Raw genomic sequence first — 23451 nt, 5'->3', positions numbered from 1 at the left:
CCCCATCTTGCACCGGCTACTTCTCGTTGGCGCGGGCTTCGGCTCCGGTCTCGCCGACGTCGATCGAGTCGTCGGGGCTGGTCTGGCCGACGTACGTGCCGTCCTCGTCGCCGCGGCCAGCGCGCGGGCGCGACTCGTGGGTTTCGGGCTCGACGTCGGATTCGGCCTTGTGAACCTTAAATTCAGGCATGTGCGAGTCCTTTCGCTGTTCGCTCCTGGGTTCCCGCGACGGCTTCCGGCAAACCGGATCGGGCTGCTGCGGCGCGAAGTCGCGCCGGATGCCATGCGCCGTTCCCCGGCGACCACCCCCACGACCCCCGGACAAACGTGCCCCGATCCGGCGCTATTGTTACCACCCGGAGCCCAAGGAGAACACCGCATGCGCATCTTCGAATCAGTAGCCGAACTCACCGCCGCGACGGGTGAGACCATCGGGCAGAGCGACTGGGTGACGATCACCCAGGAAGACGTCAACTTGTTCGCCGACGCGACCGGCGATCACCAGTGGATCCACGTCGACCCCGAGCGCGCGGCCGCCGGGCCATTCGGCACCACCATCGCCCACGGGTTCATGACCCTGGCGCTGCTGCCGCGGCTGCAGCACCAGATGTACACGGTCAAGGGCATCAAGCTCGCAATCAACTACGGCCTCAACAAAGTTCGCTTTCCCGCCCCGGTCCCGGTGGGTTCCCGGGTGCGCGCGCAGAGCTCACTGGTCAGCGTCGACGACCTCGGCGACGGCGCCGCGCAGGCGACGGTGTCGACCACCGTCGAGATCGAGGGCGCACCCAAGCCGGCGTGCGTGGCCGAGAGCATCGTCCGCTACATCTCCTGACTGCCCGCGCTACATAATCACCCCGGCAGCTGGTCACCCAAATCGACGTTTCGCAGACAAAGTGCAAGAGGCGGCCTGCAAAACGTCGATCTCGGCGAGCGGACCACACGAACGCGGCCGGCCAAACCCTCAGAACTCGGCGATCGAGTGCTCCAGGCGTTCGGCCAGGCGGGCCTGTGCCTCGGCGCGCCGGGTCGGTATGTGCGCGGACGGGAAAGGCGTTGTAACCGGCTGGTATTCGCGCAGCGTGCGGCGGGCGACCGTCATCTTGTGCAACTCGGTGGCACCGTCGGCGATGCCCAGTGACTCGGCGGCCACCAGCATCTTGACGAACGGCATCTCGTCGGAGACGCCGAGCGCGCCGTGCAGGTGCAGGGCCCGCTGGGCGACGTCGTGCAGCACCTGCGGCATGGCGACCTTGACGGCGGCTATGTCGCGGCGCACCTTCTGGTAGTCGTGATGCTTGTCGATCAGCCAGGCCGTGCGCAGCACCAGCAGCCGGAACTGCTCGATCTGGATCCAGCTGTCGGCGATCTTCTCCTGGGTCATCTGGAAGTCGGCGAGCCGGCCGTGCCGCGTCTTGCGGGACACCGCGCGCTCGCACATCATGTCGAATGCGCTGCGCGCCAACGCGATCGTGCGCATTGCGTGGTGGATTCGGCCGCCGCCCAGCCGGGTCTGCGCGATCATGAAGGCCTGGCCCTCGCCGCCCAGCACATGATCGGCCGGCACCCGGACGTCGTGGTAGCGGACGTAGCCGTGGCTGGCTCGCCTGGACGATTCGGCGCCCACGCCGACGTTGCGCACGATCTCGATGCCCGGTGTCTCGGCGGGGACGATGAACAGCGACATCTTGTCGTAGGTGCGCGACTCGGGATTGGTGACGGCCATGACGATGAAGAACGACGCGTGCTTGGCGTTGGTGGAAAACCACTTCTCCCCGTTGATCACCCAGTCGTCACCGTCGCGGGTGGCCGCGGTGACGAACTGGCCGGGATCCGAACCGCCCTGCGGTTCGGTCATCGAATAGCAGGACGTGATCTCGCCGTCGAGCAGGGGCTGCAGGTAGCGGGCCTTCTGCTCGTCGGTGCCGAACAGCGCCAGGATCTCGGCATTACCGGAGTCGGGCGCCTGGCAGCCGAACACCGACGGCGCCCACCGCGAGCGCCCGAGGATCTCGTTGAGCAGCGCGAGCTTGACCTGGCCGAAGCCCTGACCGCCGAGTTCGGGCCGCAGGTGGGCGGCCCATAGCCCCTGGTTCTTGACCTGCTGCTGCAACGGCCGCAGGACCGCCATCGTCTCGGGGTTCTTCTTGTCGTAGGGATCGAGGGCGACAAGGTCCAGCGGTTCGAGTTCGTCGGCCATGAACTTTTCGACCCAGTCGAGCTTCGCCTGGTATTCCGGGTCCGTTTCGAAGTCCCACACCGTCGCCAGCCGTTCCCCGGTGCAGCGCCGCACCGGCATCGTTGATGGAGTCCCACCATCCTAGAGCCGGCGATGCCGCGGGGGGGCGGCGCCGCCACCCGGCCTCAGTGGCGCTCGCCGCGGGTCTCTATGACGCGCTGGGCGATGGCGGCCAGCTTCATCTGTTGCTCCTGGGACAGTCGCCGCAGCATCTGGAAGGCGCGGATGTCGTCGACGCCGTAGCGCTCCATGATGATGCCCTTGGCCTGGCCGATGCGGTCCCTGGTGGACAGCGCGGTCTGCATCTGCTGCGCGTGCCGCCCGGCCAGGATCGCCGCGGCGGCGTGCGCGGCCAGCACCGAGCCGACGGTCTCGGCCTCGGGCTCCCACGCACCGGCGGTGAAGCCGAACACGTTCAGCGCCCCCGCGGTCCGATCCGAGGTGTACAGCTTGAACGACAGGGCGCGCAGCACCCCCTGCTGGACGGCGCCCGGCGCGAACCGCGGCCAGCGCGTCTCGGCGCCCAGATCGTCGCTGCGCACAATCGTTTCGTGCAGGGCGGCCTCGTCGCAGGGCCCCTCGCCGAAGGTGATCTGCAGCTTGTCGAGCTCGGCCACCACGTCGTGGGTGCCGGCCACGGATTCGAAGGCCCCGCCCTTGGCCACCAGCAGCACGCCCACAGCATCGGCCCCCGGAATCATCTGCAGTGCGGAGCCGGTCACCTCCTTTCAGGGTGTGCTCGACCGGGCGGGTGACGGCAAGCGTGCGGGCCAATTCGGCCATCCGCACGGCCAGCTCGTGTTTGGAGTCCGGGACGATGCACTCTGGGACATCGGATTCCCCACGTCGTTCATCCGACATGCAATCCAGCGTAGCGACCGGCGACCGTGGGAACCTCCGGCGCGACGGCGCACTGCGACTCAGTCTGCGGCACGCGTACCAGTTCGACTTCTGCGACCATGCGATCCTCCCCGCCGCGGCATCACCGGGCCGGTCCTCCGTCCGGGCGCGGATACCCGGGGGTGTGCACCTCGAACGAGCGATCTCAGTGCAGCTCGGGCACGACGCGGGAGGAATAGAAGTCGATGGCGGTGACCGAATCTTCCTGGGGAAGTGCAGGAACGGGACGGCGCCGGCGTCGAGAACCTTTGTACGGCGGCGATGTGGGGTGCCGGGTCGATGCCGACGGTCCAATCGGCGAGCCCCTGGTCGAGGAGGTTGGGCTGGTCGACGGCGCCGGCGGTGAACCGCCACAGGACCGCGTTCCGGGCAGCCTGGTCCTTGTCCCCGACGACGGCGAACATCTCGGCGCGCTTGCCCAGGTTGGCGGGGTCGCGACCGGCGGCCCGCGTACCCCCGGCGAATGCGGCGATCAGCCGGGGGTTGGCGACGCCGCGGTCCTGGCCGATCCACCCGTCGCCGTAGCGGCCAGCCCGGGTCGCGCTCTTGGGGCCGCCGGCCGCCACGAAGATCGGCGGGGGTGTGTCGGCGGCAGATCGTAGATCTTCAATGAGTTCTTCTGAAAGTATTTGCCCGCGAGAGAGATCCGCGAACCGCTCCACAGCCGGCGGATCAGTTTGATGGCTTCGAGCAATTGCTCAACCCCGCGGACCTCCCCGAGGAGGGCGGACCCGGGGGAACGCTGAACCCGCGCGAGGGCACCGATTCCGACGAGGTGCACAACGACGACGGCGACATCGTCGTCGATCCGCCGGAGGGCTGGAGCGAGGCGGACCGCTTCGGTGTGACGGCACGCGAAGCACGCGAGGGCGAGTCCCTCGACCGGCGGCTGGCACAGGAGCGCCCGACGTGCCCGAGGGTGCGACGGGGCCGGTGGCCGACGAACCTCTAGGGCGGGCCCATCGGGGCCAGATCTACGGCGCCCCCGAGGACGGCGAGTCGTTCTACGAGGTCGTCGACGAGAACGCCGCTCCGGACCTCACCCGCGAGCGGTGAGCCGAGTCAGGGGCTGCTCCGCCAGCCGGCGATGCCGACGGCGATCATCCTGAGCTGTTTGACGGCGATGCGCCGGATCTCTTCCAGCGCCTCGGCGCTCTGCGCGTCCTCGATTGCCTCGGCGATGGCGATCATCGCGTTGACGAACAAGGTGGCCAGCACGTTGAGATCCTCGGTGCTCCAGGCGTTGAGCCCCGGGAAGCGGGCCAGGTCGGTGGCCAGCTCCGAGGTGATCAGGCGGATCTCGGTGCGGATGGCGTAGCGCAGCACGCTCAGCCCGCTGTTGCGCTCGCGGCCGATCAGGCGCCAGTGTTCGCGGCGCTCGGCGACGCTGCCGATCAGGATCTCGACGGACGACTCGATCACCCGGTTGGGGTCGAACCTGCCGGCGCGCGCCGCGCGCAGCGTGTCGCGCAGCGAACGGAACGACTCGTCGATCAGCACCAGGCCGAGCGCCTCCATCGACTCGAAGTGACGGTAGAACGCCGCCGGCACGATCCCGGCCTCGCGGGTGACCTCGCGCAGGCTCAGGCTGGAGAAGCTGCGGTCTCCCAGCAACTTGAGCGCCGCGTCGATGATGGCGCGCCTGGTGGCCTGCTTGCGCTCCTCGCGCGACGGGCTGTCGCGGGAGCGTTCGCGTCCGGAACCCCGCGGCCGTGAGCCAGGCGTACGGCTGTTCACTGTGTGAACCCTAACACAGAGCTGCGGGAAAGCCTTGACTACCTGGACCGGGCGGTAGCACCGTGTACACATGTTCACTCAAACTACGCACACCTCCGGTGGGACCCTCGCCCGGGCGTTCCGGAAGCGAGTTCTGGGTTCCGATCTGCTCGACCTGCTCACCGGTCCGCACGGCGTCGACCGGTACACCGAGTTGGTGGATCCGACCTGGACGCGGGGGGAAGCCCGCGCCAGGGTCGTCGACGTCCGGCGGACGACTCCGCGCAGCGTCACCCTCACGCTCGCCCCGAACGAAACCTTCACCACCGCCCATGCCGTCAAGGCCGGTCAGTACGTCAACCTCACCGTCGAGATAGACGGCCGCCGGCACACCCGCTGCTATTCACCGGCCAACGCCGAAGGTGCGGCCACTCTCGAGTTGACGGTCGGTCGCCACGACGGCGGGCTGGTGTCCAACTATCTCTACCACCGTGCCCGCCGCGGCATGGTGGTCGGCTTGTCCGGGGTCGGGGGCGACTTCGTCCTGCCGGCCCGGCGACCGCGACGGATCCTGTTCGTCTCCGGCGGCAGCGGCATCACGCCGGTCATGGCGATGCTGCGCACCCTGGTCGCCGAGGGCCACCCGGACACGCCCGGCGCCGAGGTCGCGTTCGTCCACTACGCGCGCACCCCCGTGGATGCGTGCTATCGCGACGAGCTGGCCGCGCCGCTCCCCGGCGTGCGGGTGCTGCACGGCTACACCCGCGCGGGCGGTGGCGACCTCGTCGGCCGCTGCGGACCGGAACACCTCGCGGCAGCCATGCCGGCACCGGATGCGGTGTTCGTGTGCGGCCCGGCGGCCCTGGTCGAGACGGTCCGCGAGCACTGCGACAACGTCTACACCGAGAGCTTTGTGCCGCCCGCACTCGATGCGCCGACGACACCGTCGGGCGGGCGAATCACTTTCTCCGACAGTGCCATCGACGTCTTCGACGACGGCCGGCCGCTGCTCGAGCAAGCCGAGTCGGCCGGGCTGGCCCCGGCCAGCGGATGCCGGATGGGCATCTGCCACACCTGCACGCGGCGCAAGAGCGCCGGCACCGTGCGCAACCTGGTCACCGGCGCGGTCTCGACCGTCCCCGACGACGACGTCCAGATCTGCGTGTCCGTCCCGGTCGGCGACGTCGACATCGCGCTCTAGATCCCGGAGGGAAAACCATGCCACAGAACAAGATCACGCTGACCCCGGATCAGGCCGAAGCCTTCGGCCGCGAACTCGACGCGCTGCGAGACCGCGTCCTTGCCGACCTGGGCCAAAAGGACGCCGACTACATCCGTCGCGTCATCAAGGCCCAGCGGGCGCTAGAGGCCGGCGGGCGGGCCCTGCTGTTCCTGCCCCCGGCCTGGCTGGTCGGCACCGCGATGCTGGGCCTGTCGAAGATCCTCGACAACATGGAGATCGGCCACAACGTCATGCACGGCCAGTACGACTGGATGCGCGACCCGGCGATCTCCGGCCGCTCCTTCGAGTGGGACACCGCCTGCCCCGCCGACCAGTGGCGGCACTCGCACAACTACATGCACCACACCTACACCAACATCGTGGGCATGGACCGCGACATCGGCTACGGCATCCTGCGGATGAGCGAGGACCAGCCGTGGGAGCCTTACTTCCTGGGCAATCCGCTGTACGCGTTCCTGCTCATGGTGTTGTTCCAGTACGGCGTCGCCCTGCACGAGCTGGAAACCGAGCGCATCCGCGCCGGCGAGATCCGGCTTGCCGACAAGCGCGAGGTACTCCGCGAGATCTGGAAGAAGACCCGCCGCCAGACGCTCAAGGATTACGTCGCCTTCCCGTTGCTGGCCGGGCCGTTCGCACCGTTCGTCTTCGCCGGCAACCTCTCGGCCAACCTGATGCGCAACGTGTGGTCGTACATGATCATCTTCTGCGGCCACTTCCCTGACGGCACACAGGAATTCAGCGTCGAGGAGACCAGGGACGAGTCCCGCGGCATGTGGTACTTCCGGCAGGTCCTCGGTTCGGCGAACCTGACCGGCGGCACTATCTTCCACCTGCTGTCCGGCAACCTGTCGCATCAGATCGAGCACCACCTGTTCCCGGACCTGCCGGCCCGCCGCTACCCCGAGATCGCGCCTGAGGTGCAGAAGATCTGCGAGCGCTACGGCATCCCGTACAACCGGGGTCCGCTGCTGCGCCAGTTCGGGACCGTCGTCCGCAAGATCGTCAGGCTGACTCTGCCGGACGCGGTGCTGGGGAGGGCTGGGGCCGACAAGCCGGCCGAGCAGGCTCTCGTCGCGGCGTGACCAGGCGTCGCGGCTGCGTCCACTGGTCTCGATTCGGTTTGGCTGGTCCACATCCGGTGCCCTGCGGTGGACAGTGGCCGGCGTGGAATGGACCGGCGCGAGCTATGCGGACAGGCCGACGGTGGAAGCGTCGCCGACCCGGCCCGCGTGTGGAGCCTGGTCTCCGACATTAAGCTGATGCCGACGTTGAGCAACGAGCTGCAGTCGGTGGAGTGGGCGGACGCCCGCTTCGTCGGGAACAACGAGCACCACGCGTTCGGACGATGGGACACCACCTCCCAGATCGCTGCCTGCGACCAGCACCGCGAATTCGCTTGGGCGGTAGTAGAACCCGACAACCCCGCAGCCACCTGGCGCTTCCGGCTCACCCCCGCGACGGCGGCCCGCTCTGAACTACTGGATGCAGATGGGGCCGGGGCGGTCGGGGTTGTCGGTGGCCATCGACGCGATGCCCGACAAGGAGCAGAAGATCGTCTTCGTACGGCTCCGGGAGTTCGAGGCCGCGATCGACAAGACGCTGTCGGCGATCAAGCGGCTGGCCGAGCACGGCGTGGGCTGATGCGGACCGCGACGACGGTCGACACGGTGCGGCAGGCGTTCGCCGGCGGCAAGATATCGCACGCGGGCAACGAGTTCCAGATCCCGCGCCCCGGCGGGGAGGCGGTGCCGATGCGGTTGTCGGCGCGGGCCGAACACGCCATCCCGGTCTACCTGGCCGCGCTGTCCCCGGCGATGCTGCGGTTGACGGGAAGGGTCGCCGACGGCTGGCTGGGCACCAGCTTCGTCCCGGAAGGTGCGTCCGGCGCCTATTTCGCCCACCTCGACGCGGGTTTGGCCGCCGCCGGGCGCACCCGCGCCGACCTCGACATCTGTCAGGGCGCCGACGCCGGCTTCGCCGCGGACGAGGACGAACTGCGCGGCATGATCGCCGGCCGGAAGGCCGAACTCGCGTTCAGTCTCGGCGGCATGGGGTCGGCGAGCACGAACTTCTACAACCGGGCCTACAGCCGGCAGGGCTGGGCCGACGTCGCCGCCGAGGTGCGGGAGCGCTGGCAGCGCGGCGATCGCGAGGGCGCCGCGGCGCTGGTGACCGACGAGATGGTGCTGGGCACCACGTTGGTCGGAACCGAGGAGATGGTGCGCGCGCGGCTGGCGGTCTGGCGCGACGCCGGGGTGCACACCGTGCGGCTCTATCCCGCCGGCGACACGCTCGAGGCCAGGCTCGACACGCTGGGGCGCGCCATCGAGCTCGTCCGAGCCGCCTAACGCACCGCCGTCGGCGCGTCGGCGGCCTTGACGAGCCGCACCTGCGGGCGGGCCGGCACCTCGTCGGACAGAAACCAGCGGAAGGCGAGGTTGCCGCGCGGATAGCCGAGCGTGGTCAGCGAATTCGGGTGGGCAGTCCGCGCGCGGGACAACACGATCGTCACCGACCCGTCGCCGTTGGGCATGGCGCTGTGGCCGTTGATCGAGCAGCGCGCGTCGGGGCCCTCCGCGGCCCCATAGGTGGCCATGAACTGGTTCCACACCACCAGGTTCCAGAACCGGCACGACGGTGGCCGGTGGGTGATGACCAGCGCCTCGTCGTCGGCGAGCACGAAGCTGCCGTAGGAGTAGCAGGCGTCGCGCGCCGACCAGCCGAAGTTGGCGTCGGGAACCTGGTAGGGGTCGGCGAATTCGTTGGCGGCGTGGGCGGTTCGGTGCCCGAGCGCGTGTTCGTCATCGGCGCGGGTCCCGACGGCCAGCGGGACGATCGCGAACATGGTGCGCAGCCACGCAGCGGCGGACCGCAGCGACGCAGCGGTTTCCGCGTCGCCGTGCCGGATCGGGGCCGGATCGTCGAGGGCCTCGATCCGCCAGTCGACGGGGCGGCCGGTCAGCGGGTCGGCCTGGTAGTCGCGGGTCATCAGCACGGCGGCGTCCGGGGTGGGGCCGATTTCGAACGAGAAGTTGCCGCCGGCGTCGATGTCGAGGTCGCTGTCGCGGACGATGGCCACGACGCGGTCCGACCACGCACCGGGTGCGGGTTCGTTGTAGGCGGTCAGCGAGAAGTACACGCTGTCGCCCCTGTTGCCGCTGACGAGGTAGCGCCGTGTCGGATCGACCGGGCACAGGAAGTAGTAGGCGTCGGTGTTGTCCCCGCCCCAGCGGCGGTCGCGGCGGAACGGGGTGTTGACCGCGACGAACTGCGGCCGGCCGGGCTCGGCGAACAGGTAGGTGTCGAACGCCACGCCCAATGTGGTGGCGAGCATGCGGTAGCCGTCGGCGACGTGCCGGTCGTCGCTCACCGCGCGGTCGCCCTCCAGGAACGAACGGCCCAGCCCGCCGAGGGTTTCCAGCAACTCCCGCCACGCCGCGGTCGACTCGTGCGTCATGCGCTGATTCCTTTCAGAAGCAACTCGGTGGTGCGATCGATCCACGCGTCCCCGAGTTCACGGGAGCGGGTGAGCAGGCCCAACAGTGCGATACCGGTGATCGCCTCGGCCAGCTCCGCGGCGGTGAGGTCGGCCCGCACGAGGCCCGCGGTCGCGGCGCCCGCCAGCCAGCCGGCGAGACCACCGGCGATGACGTCGGCGAACCGCTCCAGCAGCGCCGAATGCAGCGTCGGGTCGGCCGCCATCTCGCCGATCAGACCCGGCAGCGCCGCGCGGGCTGCCGGGGTCAACAGGAAAGCCACTGTGCGGCGAACCATTTCGCGCAGGTCGTGCCGCAGCGACCCGGTGTCGGGGATCGCGGTGGCGGCGCCGAGCGGAAACACCGCCTCGTGCACCAGGTGTGCCTTGCCCGGCCAGCGCCGGTAGATCGCGGGCTTGCTGGTTCCGGCCCGTTGGGCGATCGCGGCGATGGACAGCCCAGAGTATCCGGTTTCGGCGAGCAGTTCGACGGTCGCGCGCAGCACCGCACCGTCGATGCGGGGGTCACGGGGGCGCCCAAAATCCACTGCCATTACGAAACTCAACGTAACATAAGTCGCCGTGAGCCAAGTCCGTCTCGACGACCTCGCCCAGCCGCGCTTCGGTGAAGAAGCCCGGCAGATCCTCGACATGATGTCCTCGATGGCGCCGCTGTGCCCGTTGGACGCCGACGCGCTGCACGCCCGGGCCAGCGCCGACACCGGCCTTCACGACTTCGGCCCCGACGACTACCGCGAGCGGCTGGCCGTCTACCTCGCGGCGCTGCGGGAGATCGACGGCCTGCACGAGGCGGGCGTCGTCAACTTCTACGGGCAGCTGCTGCAGTTGCTCAAGAACCGGTTGCTGCTGGCCGACCTGCTGCGCCGGCACCCCGAGATCGACGGCCTCGCGCTGCAATCGCCGGTGGTGATCGCCGGGCTGCCCCGCACCGGCACCACCCACCTGCACAACCTGCTGGCGGCGGCGCCCACCTTCCGCACGATGCCGTACTGGGAGAGCGTCGAACCCTTTCCCCTGCCGTCCGAGCAGGGAACCGAGCCGGACCCGCGGCGCGCCCGGATGGACGTCGCGGTCGGGGTGATCAACACCGTGATGCCGCATCTCGCGCTGATGCACGAAATGACCACCGACCACGTCCACGAAGAGATCCAGTTGCTGGCCAACGACTTCTCGACGATGCTCTTCGAGACGCTCGCCGAGGTGCCGCGCTGGCGCGAGTACTACCGGGTCCACGACCAGACGCCGCACTACCGGTATCTGGCCACCCAGCTCAAGGCGATGCAGTTCCTGCGCGGCGGACGGCGCTGGCTGCTCAAGTCGCCCCAGCACCTCGAGCAGGTGCCGGTGCTGGACCGGGTGTTCGGTGACAGCATCGTGGTGTTCACCCACCGCGACCCGGTGCCGGTGGCGCTGTCGATGATCGCGATGATCACCTATTCCGCGCGGATGCACCGCACGTCGGTGCCGGTCGAGCGGATCGCGGCGTCATGGGTCGACCGGCTCGAGGGGATGCTGACCGCGCTGGTCCGAGACCGCGACACCATCGGCCCGCAACGCTCGATCGACGTCCGCTTCGACGACTTCATCGCCGACGAACTCGGCGTCGCCGAGCGGGTCTACGCCCTGGCCGGCGAGCCGTTCACCGAACAGGCGCGCACAGCGATCACCGGCTACCTCGGCGGGCACCGCCGGGGCCGGCTGGGCAATGTGGAGACCTCGGCGGAGATGTTCGGGCTGAGCGAGCGGGATCTGCGCGCGCGCTTCGCGCCGTATGTCGAGCGGTTCCTGGCGTAACCGGCCCGGTCACCAGGCATGGTCACGATGCCCGCGCTGGACGGCGTCGAACACCGGTTTGTTGATCTGCCCGGCGGCGTGGTGATCCATGTCGCCGACGTCGGCCACCGGATCGTCGAGCAGGCGCCCTGGCTGGTCCTGGACCGGCTGTGCACGTTTCTTCGCGGCGACCGCGAGACATAAACTACGGTGGCGCTTTTCGGCGTGTCGTGCGCGTGGTTTATGTGTCGCGACGGCGCTCGGGCGCTACTCGACGCCGATCATGACCTCGGTGGACTTGATGAACACGGTCGCGGGCTGACCGACCGCGAGGCCGAGCTCGGCCGCCGCGTCCTTGGTGATCGAGGACGTGACGACCTGCTCGCCGCCGTCGAGCTTCACCTTCACGATCGCCATCACGCTGCCGAGGTTGACCTCGGTGATGGTGCCTTTGAGCTGATTCCGGGTCGATAGCCGCATCGCGGGCCTCCAGGGGATGAAGGGGTGTGCGCCGAGCCTAACCGCGCGGGCCGAGCAGGGCTATGGACGCGTCGACGGCCGGTTCGACGATGTCGCGCGCAGCCTTCCCGTCCTCCATCGCCAGGGCGGTCAGTTCGCGCAACCCGCCCAGCAGGATCACGGCCAGCGATCCGGTCAGCGGTGGCAGGCCGGCGCGGCGGAACCCCGGGCTGGCGCTTAAATCGATCAGCAGGTCGGACAGCAGCTGAATCCCGCGGCGCTGTGCGGGCCGGGCGATCGCACCGAGCGAGGGCAGCTCACGGATCCAGCTCAACGTGAGGGCGGGCCGGGCCTCGATGTGTCCGGCGTAGGCCTCGACGGCCTGCCGGATCTGCACGGACCAGTCGGCTTCGGGGTCGACCGCCGCGGCGATGCCGTGTCCCAGCTTCTCGTTGTCGGCCTGCAGCAGTTCCAGGAAGCACGCTTCCTTGCTGGCGAACCGGTCGTAGAAGGTGCGTTTGGACGTGCGGGCGTTGCGGACGATGTCGGCGACGGTGCTGGCGCGGTAACCGCGCTCGTCGATCGAGGTGGCGAGGCCCTCGAGCAGCCGGAGCCGGAACGGATCGGCCTTGCCCGGCGGGTCGCCGACCGCGTCGTCGGCGGCCGCCGTCATCGCTGAGGTCACCGCCGGTGCCCCTTTCGTGATCGCGACACCCTTGTCAGAAAGTGGTACCCAAAGTACCGTACCGGGGAAGACCTGCGGTACATGGCGGTACCGCCCCGGCGAGGGGCGACAGGTGTTGGGAGATCACCGAAATGAGCCAAGTCGTCACCGACGCGCCCCCGGCGGTACGGATGCCTCCGGCCACGCGCCTGCCACCGATGCTGCAGGCCCTCGCGTTCGCCACGGCCCGGCGGTCGATGATGAGCCGCCTCGCGCGCCGGTACGGCCGGGTCTTCACGGTCGCGATCCCGCTCTACGGTCAGCAGGTCGTGGTCGGCGACCCGCAGTTGGCCAAGCAGGTCTTCACCACCAGCCCCGAGGTGCTCGGCAACATCCGGCCCAACCTGAGCCGGCTGTTCGGCTCCGGCTCGGTGTTCGGCCTGGAAGGCGAGGACCACCGGCAGCGGCGGCGGCTCCTGGCCCCGCCGTTCCACGGCAAGAGCATGAAGAACTACGAGAGCATCATCGAGGAAGAGGCGCTGCGCGAGATCGCGGACTGGCCCGAAGGCGTGCCGTTCGCGACGCTGCCCTCGATGATGCGGATCACCCTCAACGCCATCCTGCGTGCGGTGTTCGGCGCCGAGGGCGCCGAACTCGACGAGTTGCGCCGGCTCATCCCGCCGTGGGTGACGCTGGGCTCGCGGTTGGCCGCCCTGCCGAAACCCCGGCGGACCTATGGGCGCTTCAGCCCCTGGGGTCGGCTGCGGGCGTGGCGCCGCCGCTACGACGTCATCATCGACAAGCTGATCGACGCCGCGCGCGCGGATCCCGACTTCGCGGAGCGCACCGACGTGCTCGCGCTGATGCTGCGCAGCACCTACGACGACGGATCGGTCATGTCGCGCAAGGACATCGCCGACGAGCTGTTGACGCTGCTGGCCGCCGGGCACGAGACGACCGCGGCCACGCTGGGCTGGGCCTTCGAGCGGTTGAGCCGGCACCCCGACGTGCTGCGCGCGCTGGTCGCCGAGGTCGACGACGGCGGCCACGAGCTGCGGCAGGCCGCGATACTCGAGGTGCAGCGGGTCCGCACGGTCATCGACTTCGCCGCCCGCCACGTCTGTTCGCCGACCTACCAACTCGGGGAATGGGTCATCCCGCAAGGCAATTCGATCCTGGTCTGCATTTCGCAGATCCACGGCAATCCCGAGGTCTTCCCCGACCCGGATCGCTTCGACCCGCAACGATACCTGGGCAACAAGCCGCCGGCGGCCGCCTGGATCCCGTTCGGGGGCGGTACCCGCCGGTGCGTGGGGGCCGCGTTCGCCAACATGGAGATGGACGTAGTGTTGCGAACGGTGTTGCGCCACTTCACCATCGAGACGACGACGGCGCCCGGCGAGCGCTGGCACTCGCGCGGTGTCGCGTTCACGCCGAAGGACGGCGGTCGGGTGGTGGTCCGCCGGCGCTGAGCCCTACTGGTCGGCGGTGGCCCGGCGCGGCAGCTTCCAGCCGGGACGCACGTAGTGGCAGGTATACCCGTGGGGGTAGCGCTGCAGGTAGTCCTGGTGCTCGGGCTCGGCCTCCCAGAAGTCGCCGGCCGGGCTGACCTCGGTCACGACCTTGCCCGGCCACAGGCCCGACGCGTCGACGTCGGCGATGGTCTCCAGCGCGATCCGCTTCTGCTCGTCGTCGAGGTAGAAGATGGCCGAGCGGTAGCTGGGGCCCAGGTCGTTGCCCTGACGGTTCTTCGTTGTGGGGTCGTGGATCTGGAAGAAGAACTCCAGCATCGTGCGGTAGTCGGTGACCGCGGGGTCGTAGACGATCTCGATCGCCTCGGCGTGGGTGCCGTGGTGGCGATAGGTCGCGTTGGGGACGTCGCCGCCGGTGTAGCCGACGCGGGTGGAGACGACGCCGGGCTGCTTGCGGATCAGGTCCTGCATGCCCCAGAAGCAGCCGCCGGCGAGGATAGCCTTGCGCGTTGTCATAGCTTTCCTCCTCGGGAACCGAAGACGTTGCCCAGGCTACACTCCGGCGATGACGTGTAACGGTGCGAAGGAGCCCTCGTGACCACGCGCGAATTCTCCCGCGACGAGCTGTCGGCCGCCTTCGAGAAGTTCGAGGAGACAGTCGCCCGGGCCGCCGAGACGCGGGACTGGGACGCCTGGGTCGAGCAGTACACGCCGGACGTGGACTACATCGAGCACGCGATGGGCACCATGCACGGCCGCGACGAGGTCCGCACCTGGATCCAGCGCACGATGACGACCTTCCCGGGCAGCCACATGGTCGCATTCCCGTCGCTGTGGTCGGTCCTCGACGAGTCCACCGGCCGGGTCATCTGCGAGCTGGACAACCCGATGCGCGACCCCGGCGACGGGACCGTCATCAGCGCCACCAACATCTCCATCGTCACTTACGCCGGCGACGGCCAGTGGTGCCGGCAGGAGGACATCTACAACCCGCTGCGCTTCCTGAAGGCCGGGATGAAGTGGTGCCGCACGGCCCAGGCCCTGGGCACCCTCGACGAGGACGCCGCGCGGTGGATGCAGCAGAACGGAGGGGCCCGGTGAGCGCCAAGCCCAAGCTGGTGATCGGCGCCAACGGTTTTCTGGGCTCGCACGTGACGCGCCGGCTCGTCGACGACGGCGCGCAGGTCCGGGCGATGGTGCGCCCGAACGCCAACACCCGCGCCATCGACGACCTCGAGCTCACCCGCTTTCACGGCGACGTGTTCGACACCGCGACGCTGCAGCAGGCGATGGACGGCGTCGACGACGTCTACTACTGCGTCGTCGACACCCGCGCGTGGCTGCGCGATCCCTCGCCGCTGTTCCACACCAACGTCGAAGGCTTGCGCAACGTCCTCGACGTCGCGGCCGAAGCCGGCCTGCGCAGGTTCGTCTTCACCAGCACCTACGCGACGGTGGGCCGGCGGCACGGGCACGTGGCCACCGAGGACGACGTCATCGCTTCGCGGGGTATGACGCCCTATGTGCAGTCGCGGGTGCAGGCCGAAAACCTGGTGATGCGCTACGTGGCCGAGGCCGGGCTGCCCGCGGTGGCGATGTGCGTCTCCACGACCTACGGCAGCGGCGACTGGGGCGGCACCCCGCACGGCGCGTTCATCGCCGGCGCCGTCTTCGGCAAGTTGCCCTTCCTGATGAACGGCATCGCGCTCGAGGTCGTCGGTGTCGACGACGCCGCCCGGGCGATGATCCTGGCCGCCGAGCGCGGGCGCGTCGGCGAGCGCTACCTGGTCTCGGAGAAGATGATCGCGCTGAACGACGTCGTGCGCATCGCCGCCGAGGAGGCCGGTGTGCCGCCGCCGCGACGCGCGATCTCGGTGCCAGTGCTCTACGCGATGGCCGCGCTGGGCAGTCTGCGGGCCCGGCGCAGCGGCAAGGATGCCCAGCTCAGCCTCGCCTCGGTGCGCATGATGCGCGCCGAGGCCCCCGTCGACAGCGGCAAGGCCAGGCGCGAATTGGGCTGGCAGCCGCGCCCGGTCGAGGAGTCGATCCGGGAGGCCGCCCGGTTCTGGGCCGCCATGCGTGCCGCCAAGGCGTGAAGGGCGCCCAGGGCGGGAAGCCTTCAGGGCGCTCCGGTGTTGCACCGGTCACCCGCGTCTGAGGAGGTAACAACCATGAGCCACCCGGAGATCAAGGAACCCAGCGCCGGGCACCCGATCACCATCGAGCCGACACCGGGACGGGTACAGGTGCGCGTCAACGGCGAGCTGATCGCGGACACCACCGCCGCGCTGCAGCTGCGCGAGGCCACTTTGCCCGTCGTGCATTACGTTCCGATGGACGACGTGGTCGCCGAACGGCTGACCCGCACCGACACGAGCACCTACTGCCCGTTCAAGGGTGAGGCCAGCTACTACAGCGTGACCACCGGCGCCGGGGACACCGTCGACGACGCGATCTGGACCTACGAGCAGCCCTACCCCGCGGTCGCGGCGATCGCCGGGCACGTCGCGTTCTACCCCGACAAGGCCGACATCAGCGTGTCCGCTCAGTAGGGGGCCCACCCGGGCAGCGCCGCGGCCTGCGCCCGGGTGTCGCCGTACAGGCGCATCGAGACGATCAGCCCTTCGCGGGTGTCGACGATGCATACGAACGGGCTGTCGTAGGCTGCGCCGTCGGTGGTTGTTCCGGTGGCCGTCGCCTCAACGACCACCGTGTCGCCCTCGTTGACGCAGCGCACCAGGTCGACGGTGACTTCGAGGTTGTGTTTGCGCCGTTCGACGGACCGCCGGAACGTCTCCTTGTCGCAGGAGGTGCGCGTATACAGGGTCCAGAAGGTGAAGTCGTCGCTGAGCAGCGAAAAGCCCTCGTCCAGGTCGCCGCCTTCGCTGGTGCACTGGAAGAACATCCAGGCCAGCTCTCCCTGCGGGTCGTCGAACGGCGTCGTCACGTCGCAATACTGTCCTGGGAGGCGGCCGACGGTCAATCGAGCCGGCGTTGCCGGGATCGGAGGGAACGGGGTGCACTGCGAGCGCACCGTCGCCATCCCGGGACCGGTCGACTTCCGGACCACCCTGGCCCCGCTGCGGCGGGGCCTGGGCGACCCGTGCTACCAGGTCGCGGGCGACGGCGCGGTCTGGCGGACCAGCCTGCTACCCGCCGGCCCCGTCGCCGCCCGGATCGCGCGCCTGTCGCCCGACGCCGTGCACTGCGCGGCGTGGGGCGCCGGCGCGCCGCAGTTCGTCGAGCTGCTGCCCGCGATGCTGGGCGCCGACGACGACGCATCGGACTTCGTGCCGACCGATCCGACGGTGGCCGCCGCCCACCGGCGCGTCCCGCACCTGCGCCTGGGCCGCACCGGCCAGGTTCTGGAGGCCTTGATCCCGGCCGTCATCGAGCAACGAGTACCGGGCGCCGACGCGTTCCGGTCGTGGCGCCTGCTGGTGTCGCGGTACGGCACGCCGGCCCCGGGGCCGGCGCCGGTGGGCATGCGGGTCCCGCCGTCGCCCGGGGTGTGGCGCGGCATCGCGTCGTGGGAGTTCCATCGCGCCAACGTCGACCCCCGGCGCGCGCAGACGGTGGTGTCCTGCGCGCGCCGGGCGGACTCGCTGGAGCGGCTGGTGTCGCGCCCGCCGGCGCAGGCGCGCGAGGCGCTGACCTCGCTGCCGGGGGTCGGGGTGTGGACCGCCGCCGAGGCCGCGCAGCGGGCGTTCGGGGACGCCGACGCCCTGTCGGTGGGCGACTACCACCTGTCGAAAATGATCGGCTGGACGCTGCTGGGCCGCCCGGTCGACGACGCGGCGATGGTCGAGTTGCTGGAGCCGATGCGGCCCCACCGCCACCGGGTGGTGCAACTGCTGTACGCCAGCGGGCTGGCCCGCGAACCCCGCCGCGGGGCGCGGTTGCCCGTGCAGCACATCAGCGGCCTGTAGCGCGCCGGTTACCCGAGCGCGGGGACGGGTACCCGACTGGGGAACGTGACCGTGTCCGAACGCAGGGGAGAAATCGCATGACACAGTTCACAATTCCCGGATTGACCGACAAGCAAGGGGCGCGGCTGGCCGAAGTGCTGCAGAAGCAGCTGAGCACCTACAACGATCTGCACCTCACGCTCAAGCACATTCATTGGAATGTGGTGGGCCCCAACTTCATCGGGGTGCACGAGATGATCGACCCGCAAGTCGAGGCGGTGCGGGGCTACGCCGACGAGGTGGCCGAGCGCATCGCCGCGCTGGGGGCCTCGCCCATGGGCACCCCCGGCGCGATCGTCAACGACCGCACCTGGGACGACTACTCGGTGGGGCGCGACTGCGTGCAATCCCACCTGGCCGCGCTGGATCTGGTCTACACGGGCGTGATCGAGGATCTGCGCAAGGCGATTGACGAGACCGAGGAACTCGACCCGGTCACCCAGGACATGCTGATCGGCCACGCCGCCCCGCTGGAGAAGTTCCAGTGGTTCGTCCGGGCGCACCTCGAGAGCGCCGGCGGCAAGCTGGCGCACGAGGGTGCCTCGAGCGAGCGGGACGCCGCGAGCAGCGCGCGCGGCTGACAGGAACGCCGCGTCCGGCGGTCAGGCCCGGTTGTCGGACTTGACCGCCGAATCGTGCTCGCGCGCACCGTTGGTGGGTACGAGGATGTTGACCCGGTCGCCCGGGTCGAGCCGGACGGCCACGTCCGCGGCCATCAGCTGGCGCTGGTGGATGACGGACACCGGGTAGTGCCCGGGCGGCCAGTCGAGTTCGCCGATGCGTCGGCCGACGGCGGCCGAGTCCGGGCCCAGCGTGTGCTCGACGATGCGGTAACCGGGCAACTGGCTACGCGGATCGTGTTCGGCCGCAAAGGCTTTCGGGTCAGCCCACTCGGCCGCCTGGTGGCTGGCCGCGATGTCGGGATAGGACGCGGCAAGGTGTGCCGCCACCGCGCGCAGCACGTCCTGGTTGGTCAGCCAGCCCTGGACGCGCCGCTCCTCGGTGTCGATGACGGGCAGTCCGTCGCGGCCGTAGAGGACCAGCTGCCGCAACGCCTGGGCCAGGCTGTCGTTGGCGAACAGCGCCTGCGGCTGGCGGACGCGGGTGACCGGTCCCAGCTGCGCCGTCCAGTCCTGGTCGGCGGCCGCCGTGCGGCCCAGGTCCAGCGGAACGGTGAACGGGTGCATGGCGTCGGCGGCGGTCAGGTGGGCGAACGCGTGGGTCGGGGTCGGTCGGTCGATGTCGATGCCGCGGCGCAGCAGCTTGGTGGTGTAGATGGTGCCGTAGGACAGCATGCGCGACACCGTGGTGCCGACGGCCACGGCCAGCATGACCGGCAGCGTCAGCGTGAAGTCCCCGGTCATCTCCACCGTGCTGGCCAGCGCGGTGAGTGGGGCCCGCGCGGCCGAGGCGAACACCGCGCCCATGCCGACGATCGCGTAAATTGCGGGGTTGCCGACGGCCGGGCCGATGAGCTGGTGCACCACCATCCCGAAGGCCATGCCGGAGGTGGCCCCGATGAACAGCGAGGGCGCGAACACGCCGCCCGAACCGCCGATGCCGATGGTCAGCCCGCAGGCCAGCATCTTGCCCGCCGCGAGGATGACGAGGAACCACAGCGCGTAATGGCCGGCGAAGGCGTCGTACATCACGGGGTAGCCGACGCCGTACAGCTGGGGCACGGCCAGCAGCAGTACTCCCAGCACGACGCCGCCGACGGCCGGGCGCGCCCAGTCCGGGCGGGGCCCCCAGATCCGATCGCACAGGTCCTCGGCCTTGTAGAGGACGTTTTTGAAGAGCACGCCGAGCAGCCCCGCGATCACCGCCAGCAGCGCCACGAGAAGGTAGTTGGCGATGTGGTTGAGCTCGATGCCCTCGGGCAGCCGGGTCAGGAACGGGGCCGCGCCGAAGAATACCCGGGCGATGACGTCGGCGACCATCGCCGAGAGCATGATCGTGAAGATCGCCTCGACCGAAAGCTCCCGCAGGATCAGCTCGACGGCGAAGAAGACGCCGGTGATGGGGGCGTTGAAGGTCGCCGAGATGCCGCCGGCGGCGCCGCAGGCCACCAGCACCCGCAGCCGGTTCTCCGGCATCCGGACCCACTGGCCCGCGCTGGACGCCAGGGCGGCGCCGATCTGCACGATCGGGCCTTCCCGGCCGACCGAGCCGCCCGAGCCGATGCACAGCGCCGAGGCCAGCGCCTTGACCACCGTCACCTGCGGCCTGATCCGGCCGCCGTTGTCCGCCACCGCGATCATGACCTCGGGCACCCCGTGGCCCCGCGCCTCCCGGGCGAAGCGGGAGATCAGCGGGCCGTACAGCAGTCCGCCGAGCACGGGGATGACGACGAAGAACCCGACCCCCAGCCACGGCAGGTGGTCGCTGCCCACCCAGCCCTGCTGGCCGAACTCGTCGTGCCCGGTCGCCAGCCAGGTGAAGCTGAAGATCAGATAGCGGAACCCCACGGCGCCGATCCCGGCGCCCACGCCCACCACGAGCGCGATGCAGAACAGCCCGAGGCGATTTGCTCGCAGCCAGCCGGCGGCCCGCCCGGCCGCGTGGGACAAGACCCGCGACCCCCGCGCCGAATCGGCGGTCGTCTTTTCCTGCGCCATTTGCCGTCACCCTCTCCGCCGTCGGCCCTTCACCATTCGAGCGTCTCAGGACGGGCGCCTCACGAGGATCCTTCGCCCCAGCAACTATTGCACTATAAAAGTTTCGCTGCGCACAGCGATGCGGTGCAGGTCACACGGCGAACCGGGCGTCGGCCCGGCCGACTTTCGCGGAATAATCGGACCGCAGTCCGGTTATACGGGTAGCTCTAGAACTGGAGGAACACATGCCGCCCGTCACCGCAGACCCACTCGCACTGCCCCGGCTCGGCCCGGCCGGACCCGCCGACACCGAACGCCCCATCCGGTCGGTCCACACCGGCCGGCGCGGCTACGAGGGGGAGGGGTTCCCCGTCGTCCGGGCGTTCGCCGGAGTCGGCGCCGCCGCCCTCGACCCGTTCGTGCATATGGACCAGATGGGCGAGGTGGACTACCGGCCGGGCGAACCGCGCGGCACCGACTGGCACCCGCACCGCGGCTTCGAAACCGTCACCTACATGCTCGACGGAAAGATGGCCCATCAGGATTCGTACGGCGGTGGCGGCCTGATCACCGACGGGGCCACGCAGTGGATGACCGCCGGTGCGGGCATCCTGCACATCGAGACCCCGCCCGCCGAACTGGTCGAGCGTGGCGGCCTCTTCCACGGCATCCAACTCTGGGTGAACCTGCCGAGGAAGGACAAATTCGCGCCGCCGCGGTACCAGGCGATCGAGGGCGGCGACGTGGCGTTGCTGGCCTCTGGCGACGGGGGCGCGCTGGTCCGCGTCATCGCCGGTGAGATCGACGGCCACCGTGGCCCCGGCGTCACCCACACGCCGATCACGTTGGCCCACGCGACGATCGAGAACGGCGCCCGGCTCAACATCCCGTGGCGGCGCGACTTCAACGCGCTGCTGTACGTCTTGTCCGGCAGCGGGTATGCCGGACCGCTCGAACATCCGATCCACCAGGGCCAGCTGGCCGTGCTGGGTCCCGGCGACCGCATCACCGTCGGCGCCCCGACGAACCGGCGCCCGGCGGGAATTGACGTGTTGCTCCTGGGCGGACGGCCCATCCGCGAGCCGGTATTCCATTACGGGCCATTTGTGATGAACTCGCGCGCGGAATTGATCGAGGCGCTGCGCGACTACGAAGCCGGAAAGTTCGGTACCATTCCGCCGAATGCTTTAATGCCGCATCACCGGGGTGGCACACTTTACTGATGTCGCCGGCGGTGGGTCGTCGCCCGGGCCGCCCCCCGGCGGCCCGGGCGGACCAGACGCGCAGGCGCATCGTGCGTGCCGCCCGCCAGGTGTTCAGCGAACGCGGGTTCGACGGAGCGACCTTCCAGGAGATCGCCGTACGCGCCGACCTGACCAGACCGGCCATCAACCACTACTTTTCCAGCAAGCAAGACCTCTACCGGGAGGTCGTCCGGCAAACCAACCACGACGTCGTCGGCGCCGGCATCGAACGGGCGCGCCGGGAGGGCACGCTGCTCGGGCGGCTGGGCGCATTTCTCACCGTGGCCCGGCAGGCGGATATGGACAATCCCGCCGCGTCGGCATTTCTCGTCACCAATGTGCTCGAAGCGCAACGCCATCCCGAACTGAATGCCGCGGAAAATGACGCCGTTCGAATGACCCGGGAATTTCTGATTCGGGCGGTCGGGGATGCGATGGACCGCGGCGAGATCGGCGTCGAGATCGGGGCCCCGGCATTGGTCGAGGCCTTGTTGCTGCTGCTGTGCGGCACGGGGTTCTATGCCGGTTATCTGCGCAGCCACCAGGAGATGCAGGCCGTCATCGAGACGCTGCGGCGGCTGCTGGAAGGCGCGCTCCGGCGTCCGGCGGGCTGACGCCTGCCCGGCAGTGACATCGCACACAAGCGTATAGCTTGCCTAACTTATTCGAGTATCATCGAATGGCAATGACCGATGTCGACGATTCCTCCTCTGTAGGTTCCTCGTCGGAGCCCGCGTCGCGACGGACCGCGGGTGATTCCTGGACCATCACCGAACTTGTCGGCGCGACCGCATTGGGCGTCGCCGCCTCCCGGGCTGTGGAAACCGCCGGGCCCGACCCCCTGATCCGCGATCAGTTCGCCGCGATCCTGGTGTCCTCGGCCGGTGCGCCGTGGGCCCGGCTCGCCGACCCAGAACTGGCGTGGCTCGACGGTGACGAGCACGGGCAGCGCGTGCACCGGCTCGGCGTCGACTACCAGGCGGTACGCAGTCACTACTTCGACGAGTACTTCGGCGGGGCCATGCGCGCCGGGATCCGCCAGGTGGTGATCCTGGCGGCCGGACTGGACTCGCGGGCCTACCGTTTGGACTGGCCCGCCGACACCACGGTCTACGAGATCGACCAGCCCAAGGTCCTGGAGTACAAGAGCGAAATCCTGGAATCGCACGACGCCGTTCCCGCGGCCCGGCGGCGCCCCGTTCCGGTGGATCTGCGCGACGACTGGCCGGCGGCGCTCACCCTGGCGGGCTTCGATCCCGGCCGCCCGACCGCATGGCTCGCCGAAGGCCTGCTGCCCTACCTGCCGGCCGACGCCCAGGACCTGCTGTTCGAGAGGTTCACCGCCCTGAGCGCGCCGGGCAGCCAGGTGGCGGTCGAGGTGTTCAGGATCAACTCGCGCGGCAACACCCAGCGGTGGCAGCGGATGCGGGAGCGTCTCGGCCTGGACGTCAACGTCCAGGCGCTCACCTACCACGAGCCCGAGCGTTCGGATCCCACGCAGTGGCTGCGCGACCGCGGCTGGCAGGTGGACGAGGTGAACAACCGCGAGGAGATGGCCCGGCTGGGCCGCCCGGTACCCGACGACCTGGCCGACGAGGCCGTCAGCAGCACGTTGCTGCGCGCGTGCCTCGGCGCTTCATCCGAGTGACCGTCAAACACGTCGAACAGAGGAACACCCGA

25 protein-coding genes and 4 pseudogenes are annotated in these 23451 nt (G+C 69.6%); 17 read left to right on the top strand and 12 right to left on the bottom strand.

The window, feature by feature from the left end:
* Positions 1-16: 16 nt before the first annotated feature.
* Positions 17-190 carry a hypothetical protein gene (locus tag AB8998_RS28395; RefSeq protein WP_369741214.1) on the bottom strand — a complete coding sequence of 58 codons (174 nt, stop codon included), beginning with the start codon at positions 188-190 and terminating at the stop codon, positions 17-19.
* A 189-nt stretch (positions 191-379) separates the two neighbouring features.
* On the opposite strand from AB8998_RS28395, the gene AB8998_RS28390 reads away from it, so the two are divergent.
* Complete coding sequence (locus AB8998_RS28390) at positions 380-835, top strand: MaoC family dehydratase (RefSeq protein ID WP_369741213.1); 456 nt, start codon at positions 380-382, stop codon at positions 833-835.
* A gap of 129 nt (positions 836-964) precedes the next feature.
* Here AB8998_RS28390 and AB8998_RS28385 read toward each other — a convergent pair whose 3' ends face one another.
* The 3 genes and pseudogenes from AB8998_RS28385 to AB8998_RS28375 all read right to left on the bottom strand — a co-directional run.
* Positions 965-2299 (bottom strand): acyl-CoA dehydrogenase family protein, encoded by a 1335-nt coding sequence (locus AB8998_RS28385; protein ID WP_369741212.1) that lies wholly within the window; start codon positions 2297-2299, stop codon positions 965-967.
* A gap of 65 nt (positions 2300-2364) precedes the next feature.
* A pseudogene (locus AB8998_RS28380) lies at positions 2365-3022 on the bottom strand (GAF and ANTAR domain-containing protein).
* Positions 3023-3284: 262 nt separating this feature from the next.
* A pseudogene (locus AB8998_RS28375) lies at positions 3285-3911 on the bottom strand (LLM class flavin-dependent oxidoreductase); the annotation flags it as partial.
* Between AB8998_RS28375 and AB8998_RS28370 the strand changes: the two are divergent.
* Positions 3834-4195, top strand: a pseudogene (locus tag AB8998_RS28370) (hypothetical protein). The pseudogenes AB8998_RS28375 and AB8998_RS28370 overlap by 78 nt on opposite strands.
* A gap of 6 nt (positions 4196-4201) precedes the next feature.
* Here AB8998_RS28370 and AB8998_RS28365 read toward each other — a convergent pair.
* A complete protein-coding gene (locus AB8998_RS28365; RefSeq protein WP_369741211.1) occupies positions 4202-4876 on the bottom strand; it encodes a TetR family transcriptional regulator in 675 nt (224 codons plus the stop codon).
* 70 nt (positions 4877-4946) lie between these two features.
* Between AB8998_RS28365 and AB8998_RS28360 the strand changes: the two genes are divergently transcribed.
* From AB8998_RS28360 to AB8998_RS28340, 4 genes and pseudogenes are all read left to right on the top strand, one after another.
* On the top strand, positions 4947-6056 hold the full coding sequence (locus AB8998_RS28360) for a ferredoxin reductase (RefSeq protein ID WP_369741210.1): 1110 nt from the start codon (positions 4947-4949) through the stop codon (positions 6054-6056).
* A 17-nt stretch (positions 6057-6073) separates the two neighbouring features.
* Positions 6074-7180 (top strand): fatty acid desaturase family protein, encoded by a 1107-nt coding sequence (locus AB8998_RS28355; protein WP_369741209.1) that lies wholly within the window; start codon positions 6074-6076, stop codon positions 7178-7180.
* Positions 7181-7580: 400 nt separating this feature from the next.
* On the top strand, positions 7581-7739 hold the full coding sequence (locus tag AB8998_RS28345; protein ID WP_369741841.1) for a hypothetical protein: 159 nt from the start codon (positions 7581-7583) through the stop codon (positions 7737-7739).
* Positions 7730-8446 (top strand): annotated as a pseudogene (locus AB8998_RS28340) (LLM class flavin-dependent oxidoreductase); the annotation flags it as partial. The gene AB8998_RS28345 and the pseudogene AB8998_RS28340, both read left to right, overlap by 10 nt.
* On the opposite strand, the gene AB8998_RS28335 reads toward AB8998_RS28340, so the two are convergent.
* Both AB8998_RS28335 and AB8998_RS28330 read right to left on the bottom strand, forming a co-directional pair.
* Positions 8443-9555 carry a hypothetical protein gene (locus AB8998_RS28335; RefSeq protein ID WP_369741208.1) on the bottom strand — a complete coding sequence of 371 codons (1113 nt, stop codon included), beginning with the start codon at positions 9553-9555 and terminating at the stop codon, positions 8443-8445. The pseudogene AB8998_RS28340 and the gene AB8998_RS28335 overlap by 4 nt on opposite strands.
* The gene (locus tag AB8998_RS28330; RefSeq protein WP_369741207.1) at positions 9552-10127 is read right to left on the bottom strand and encodes a TetR/AcrR family transcriptional regulator; all 576 of its coding nucleotides are present in this window, start codon (positions 10125-10127) and stop codon (positions 9552-9554) included. Before AB8998_RS28330 ends, AB8998_RS28335 begins: the two co-directional genes overlap by 4 nt.
* Before the next feature lie 97 nt (positions 10128-10224).
* Between AB8998_RS28330 and AB8998_RS28325 the strand changes: the two genes are divergently transcribed.
* On the top strand, positions 10225-11388 hold the full coding sequence (locus tag AB8998_RS28325) for a sulfotransferase family protein (RefSeq protein ID WP_369741806.1): 1164 nt from the start codon (positions 10225-10227) through the stop codon (positions 11386-11388).
* Positions 11389-11406: 18 nt separating this feature from the next.
* Complete coding sequence (locus tag AB8998_RS28320) at positions 11407-11571, top strand: hypothetical protein (protein ID WP_369741840.1); 165 nt, start codon at positions 11407-11409, stop codon at positions 11569-11571.
* Positions 11572-11634: 63 nt separating this feature from the next.
* Here the strand turns inward: AB8998_RS28320 and AB8998_RS28315 are convergent, their stop codons facing one another.
* Positions 11635-11847: a TOBE domain-containing protein gene (locus AB8998_RS28315; protein ID WP_369741206.1), complete on the bottom strand. Its 213-nt coding sequence runs from the start codon at positions 11845-11847 to the stop codon at positions 11635-11637.
* A gap of 37 nt (positions 11848-11884) precedes the next feature.
* Positions 11885-12499: a TetR/AcrR family transcriptional regulator gene (locus AB8998_RS28310; protein WP_369741805.1), complete on the bottom strand. Its 615-nt coding sequence runs from the start codon at positions 12497-12499 to the stop codon at positions 11885-11887.
* A 143-nt stretch (positions 12500-12642) separates the two neighbouring features.
* Here AB8998_RS28310 and AB8998_RS28305 point away from each other — a divergent pair, with 143 nt between their 5' ends.
* The gene (locus tag AB8998_RS28305; RefSeq protein ID WP_369741205.1) at positions 12643-13962 is read left to right on the top strand and encodes a cytochrome P450; all 1320 of its coding nucleotides are present in this window, start codon (positions 12643-12645) and stop codon (positions 13960-13962) included.
* A 3-nt stretch (positions 13963-13965) separates the two neighbouring features.
* Here AB8998_RS28305 and msrA read toward each other — a convergent pair whose 3' ends face one another.
* A complete protein-coding gene (gene msrA / locus AB8998_RS28300) occupies positions 13966-14478 on the bottom strand; it encodes a peptide-methionine (S)-S-oxide reductase MsrA (RefSeq protein WP_369741204.1) in 513 nt (170 codons plus the stop codon).
* A gap of 78 nt (positions 14479-14556) precedes the next feature.
* On the opposite strand from msrA, the gene AB8998_RS28295 reads away from it, so the two are divergent.
* The 3 genes from AB8998_RS28295 to AB8998_RS28285 all read left to right on the top strand — a co-directional run bounded on the left by AB8998_RS28295 (position 14557) and on the right by AB8998_RS28285 (position 16514).
* Positions 14557-15063, top strand: coding sequence for a nuclear transport factor 2 family protein (locus AB8998_RS28295; RefSeq protein ID WP_369741203.1), 507 nt, complete (start codon positions 14557-14559; stop codon positions 15061-15063).
* Positions 15060-16058 carry an NAD-dependent epimerase/dehydratase family protein gene (locus AB8998_RS28290; RefSeq protein ID WP_369741202.1) on the top strand — a complete coding sequence of 333 codons (999 nt, stop codon included), beginning with the start codon at positions 15060-15062 and terminating at the stop codon, positions 16056-16058. Before AB8998_RS28295 ends, AB8998_RS28290 begins: the two co-directional genes overlap by 4 nt.
* Before the next feature lie 75 nt (positions 16059-16133).
* Positions 16134-16514, top strand: a complete 381-nt coding sequence (locus AB8998_RS28285) for a DUF427 domain-containing protein (protein WP_369741201.1) — start codon at positions 16134-16136, stop codon at positions 16512-16514.
* Here the strand turns inward: AB8998_RS28285 and AB8998_RS28280 are convergent.
* Positions 16508-16909 carry a nuclear transport factor 2 family protein gene (locus AB8998_RS28280; protein WP_369741200.1) on the bottom strand — a complete coding sequence of 134 codons (402 nt, stop codon included), beginning with the start codon at positions 16907-16909 and terminating at the stop codon, positions 16508-16510. The two genes, AB8998_RS28285 and AB8998_RS28280, sit on opposite strands and share 7 nt — an antisense overlap.
* A gap of 70 nt (positions 16910-16979) precedes the next feature.
* Here AB8998_RS28280 and AB8998_RS28275 point away from each other — a divergent pair, with 70 nt between their 5' ends.
* Positions 16980-17891 (top strand): DNA-3-methyladenine glycosylase family protein, encoded by a 912-nt coding sequence (locus AB8998_RS28275; protein WP_369741199.1) that lies wholly within the window; start codon positions 16980-16982, stop codon positions 17889-17891.
* A gap of 77 nt (positions 17892-17968) precedes the next feature.
* Positions 17969-18511: a Dps family protein gene (locus AB8998_RS28270; RefSeq protein WP_369741198.1), complete on the top strand. Its 543-nt coding sequence runs from the start codon at positions 17969-17971 to the stop codon at positions 18509-18511.
* Between the two features lie 21 nt (positions 18512-18532).
* On the opposite strand, the gene AB8998_RS28265 is transcribed toward AB8998_RS28270, so the two are convergent.
* Positions 18533-20548 carry a chloride channel protein gene (locus AB8998_RS28265; RefSeq protein WP_369741197.1) on the bottom strand — a complete coding sequence of 672 codons (2016 nt, stop codon included), beginning with the start codon at positions 20546-20548 and terminating at the stop codon, positions 18533-18535.
* A gap of 224 nt (positions 20549-20772) precedes the next feature.
* On the opposite strand from AB8998_RS28265, the gene AB8998_RS28260 reads away from it, so the two are divergent.
* From AB8998_RS28260 to AB8998_RS28250, 3 genes are all read left to right on the top strand, one after another.
* Positions 20773-21750: a pirin family protein gene (locus tag AB8998_RS28260; protein ID WP_369741196.1), complete on the top strand. Its 978-nt coding sequence runs from the start codon at positions 20773-20775 to the stop codon at positions 21748-21750.
* On the top strand, positions 21750-22385 hold the full coding sequence (locus AB8998_RS28255; RefSeq protein WP_369741195.1) for a TetR/AcrR family transcriptional regulator: 636 nt from the start codon (positions 21750-21752) through the stop codon (positions 22383-22385). The genes AB8998_RS28260 and AB8998_RS28255 overlap by 1 nt, the downstream gene beginning before the upstream one ends.
* Before the next feature lie 71 nt (positions 22386-22456).
* Positions 22457-23419: a class I SAM-dependent methyltransferase gene (locus AB8998_RS28250; protein ID WP_369741194.1), complete on the top strand. Its 963-nt coding sequence runs from the start codon at positions 22457-22459 to the stop codon at positions 23417-23419.
* Positions 23420-23451: the final 32 nt, after the last annotated feature.

The organism is Mycobacterium sp. HUMS_12744610, assembly GCF_041206865.1.
GTDB lineage: Bacteria > Actinomycetota > Actinomycetes > Mycobacteriales > Mycobacteriaceae > Mycobacterium > Mycobacterium servetii.
The sequence above is the reverse complement of the archived record's forward strand: the minus strand, read 5'-3'. Positions and strand labels throughout refer to the sequence as shown.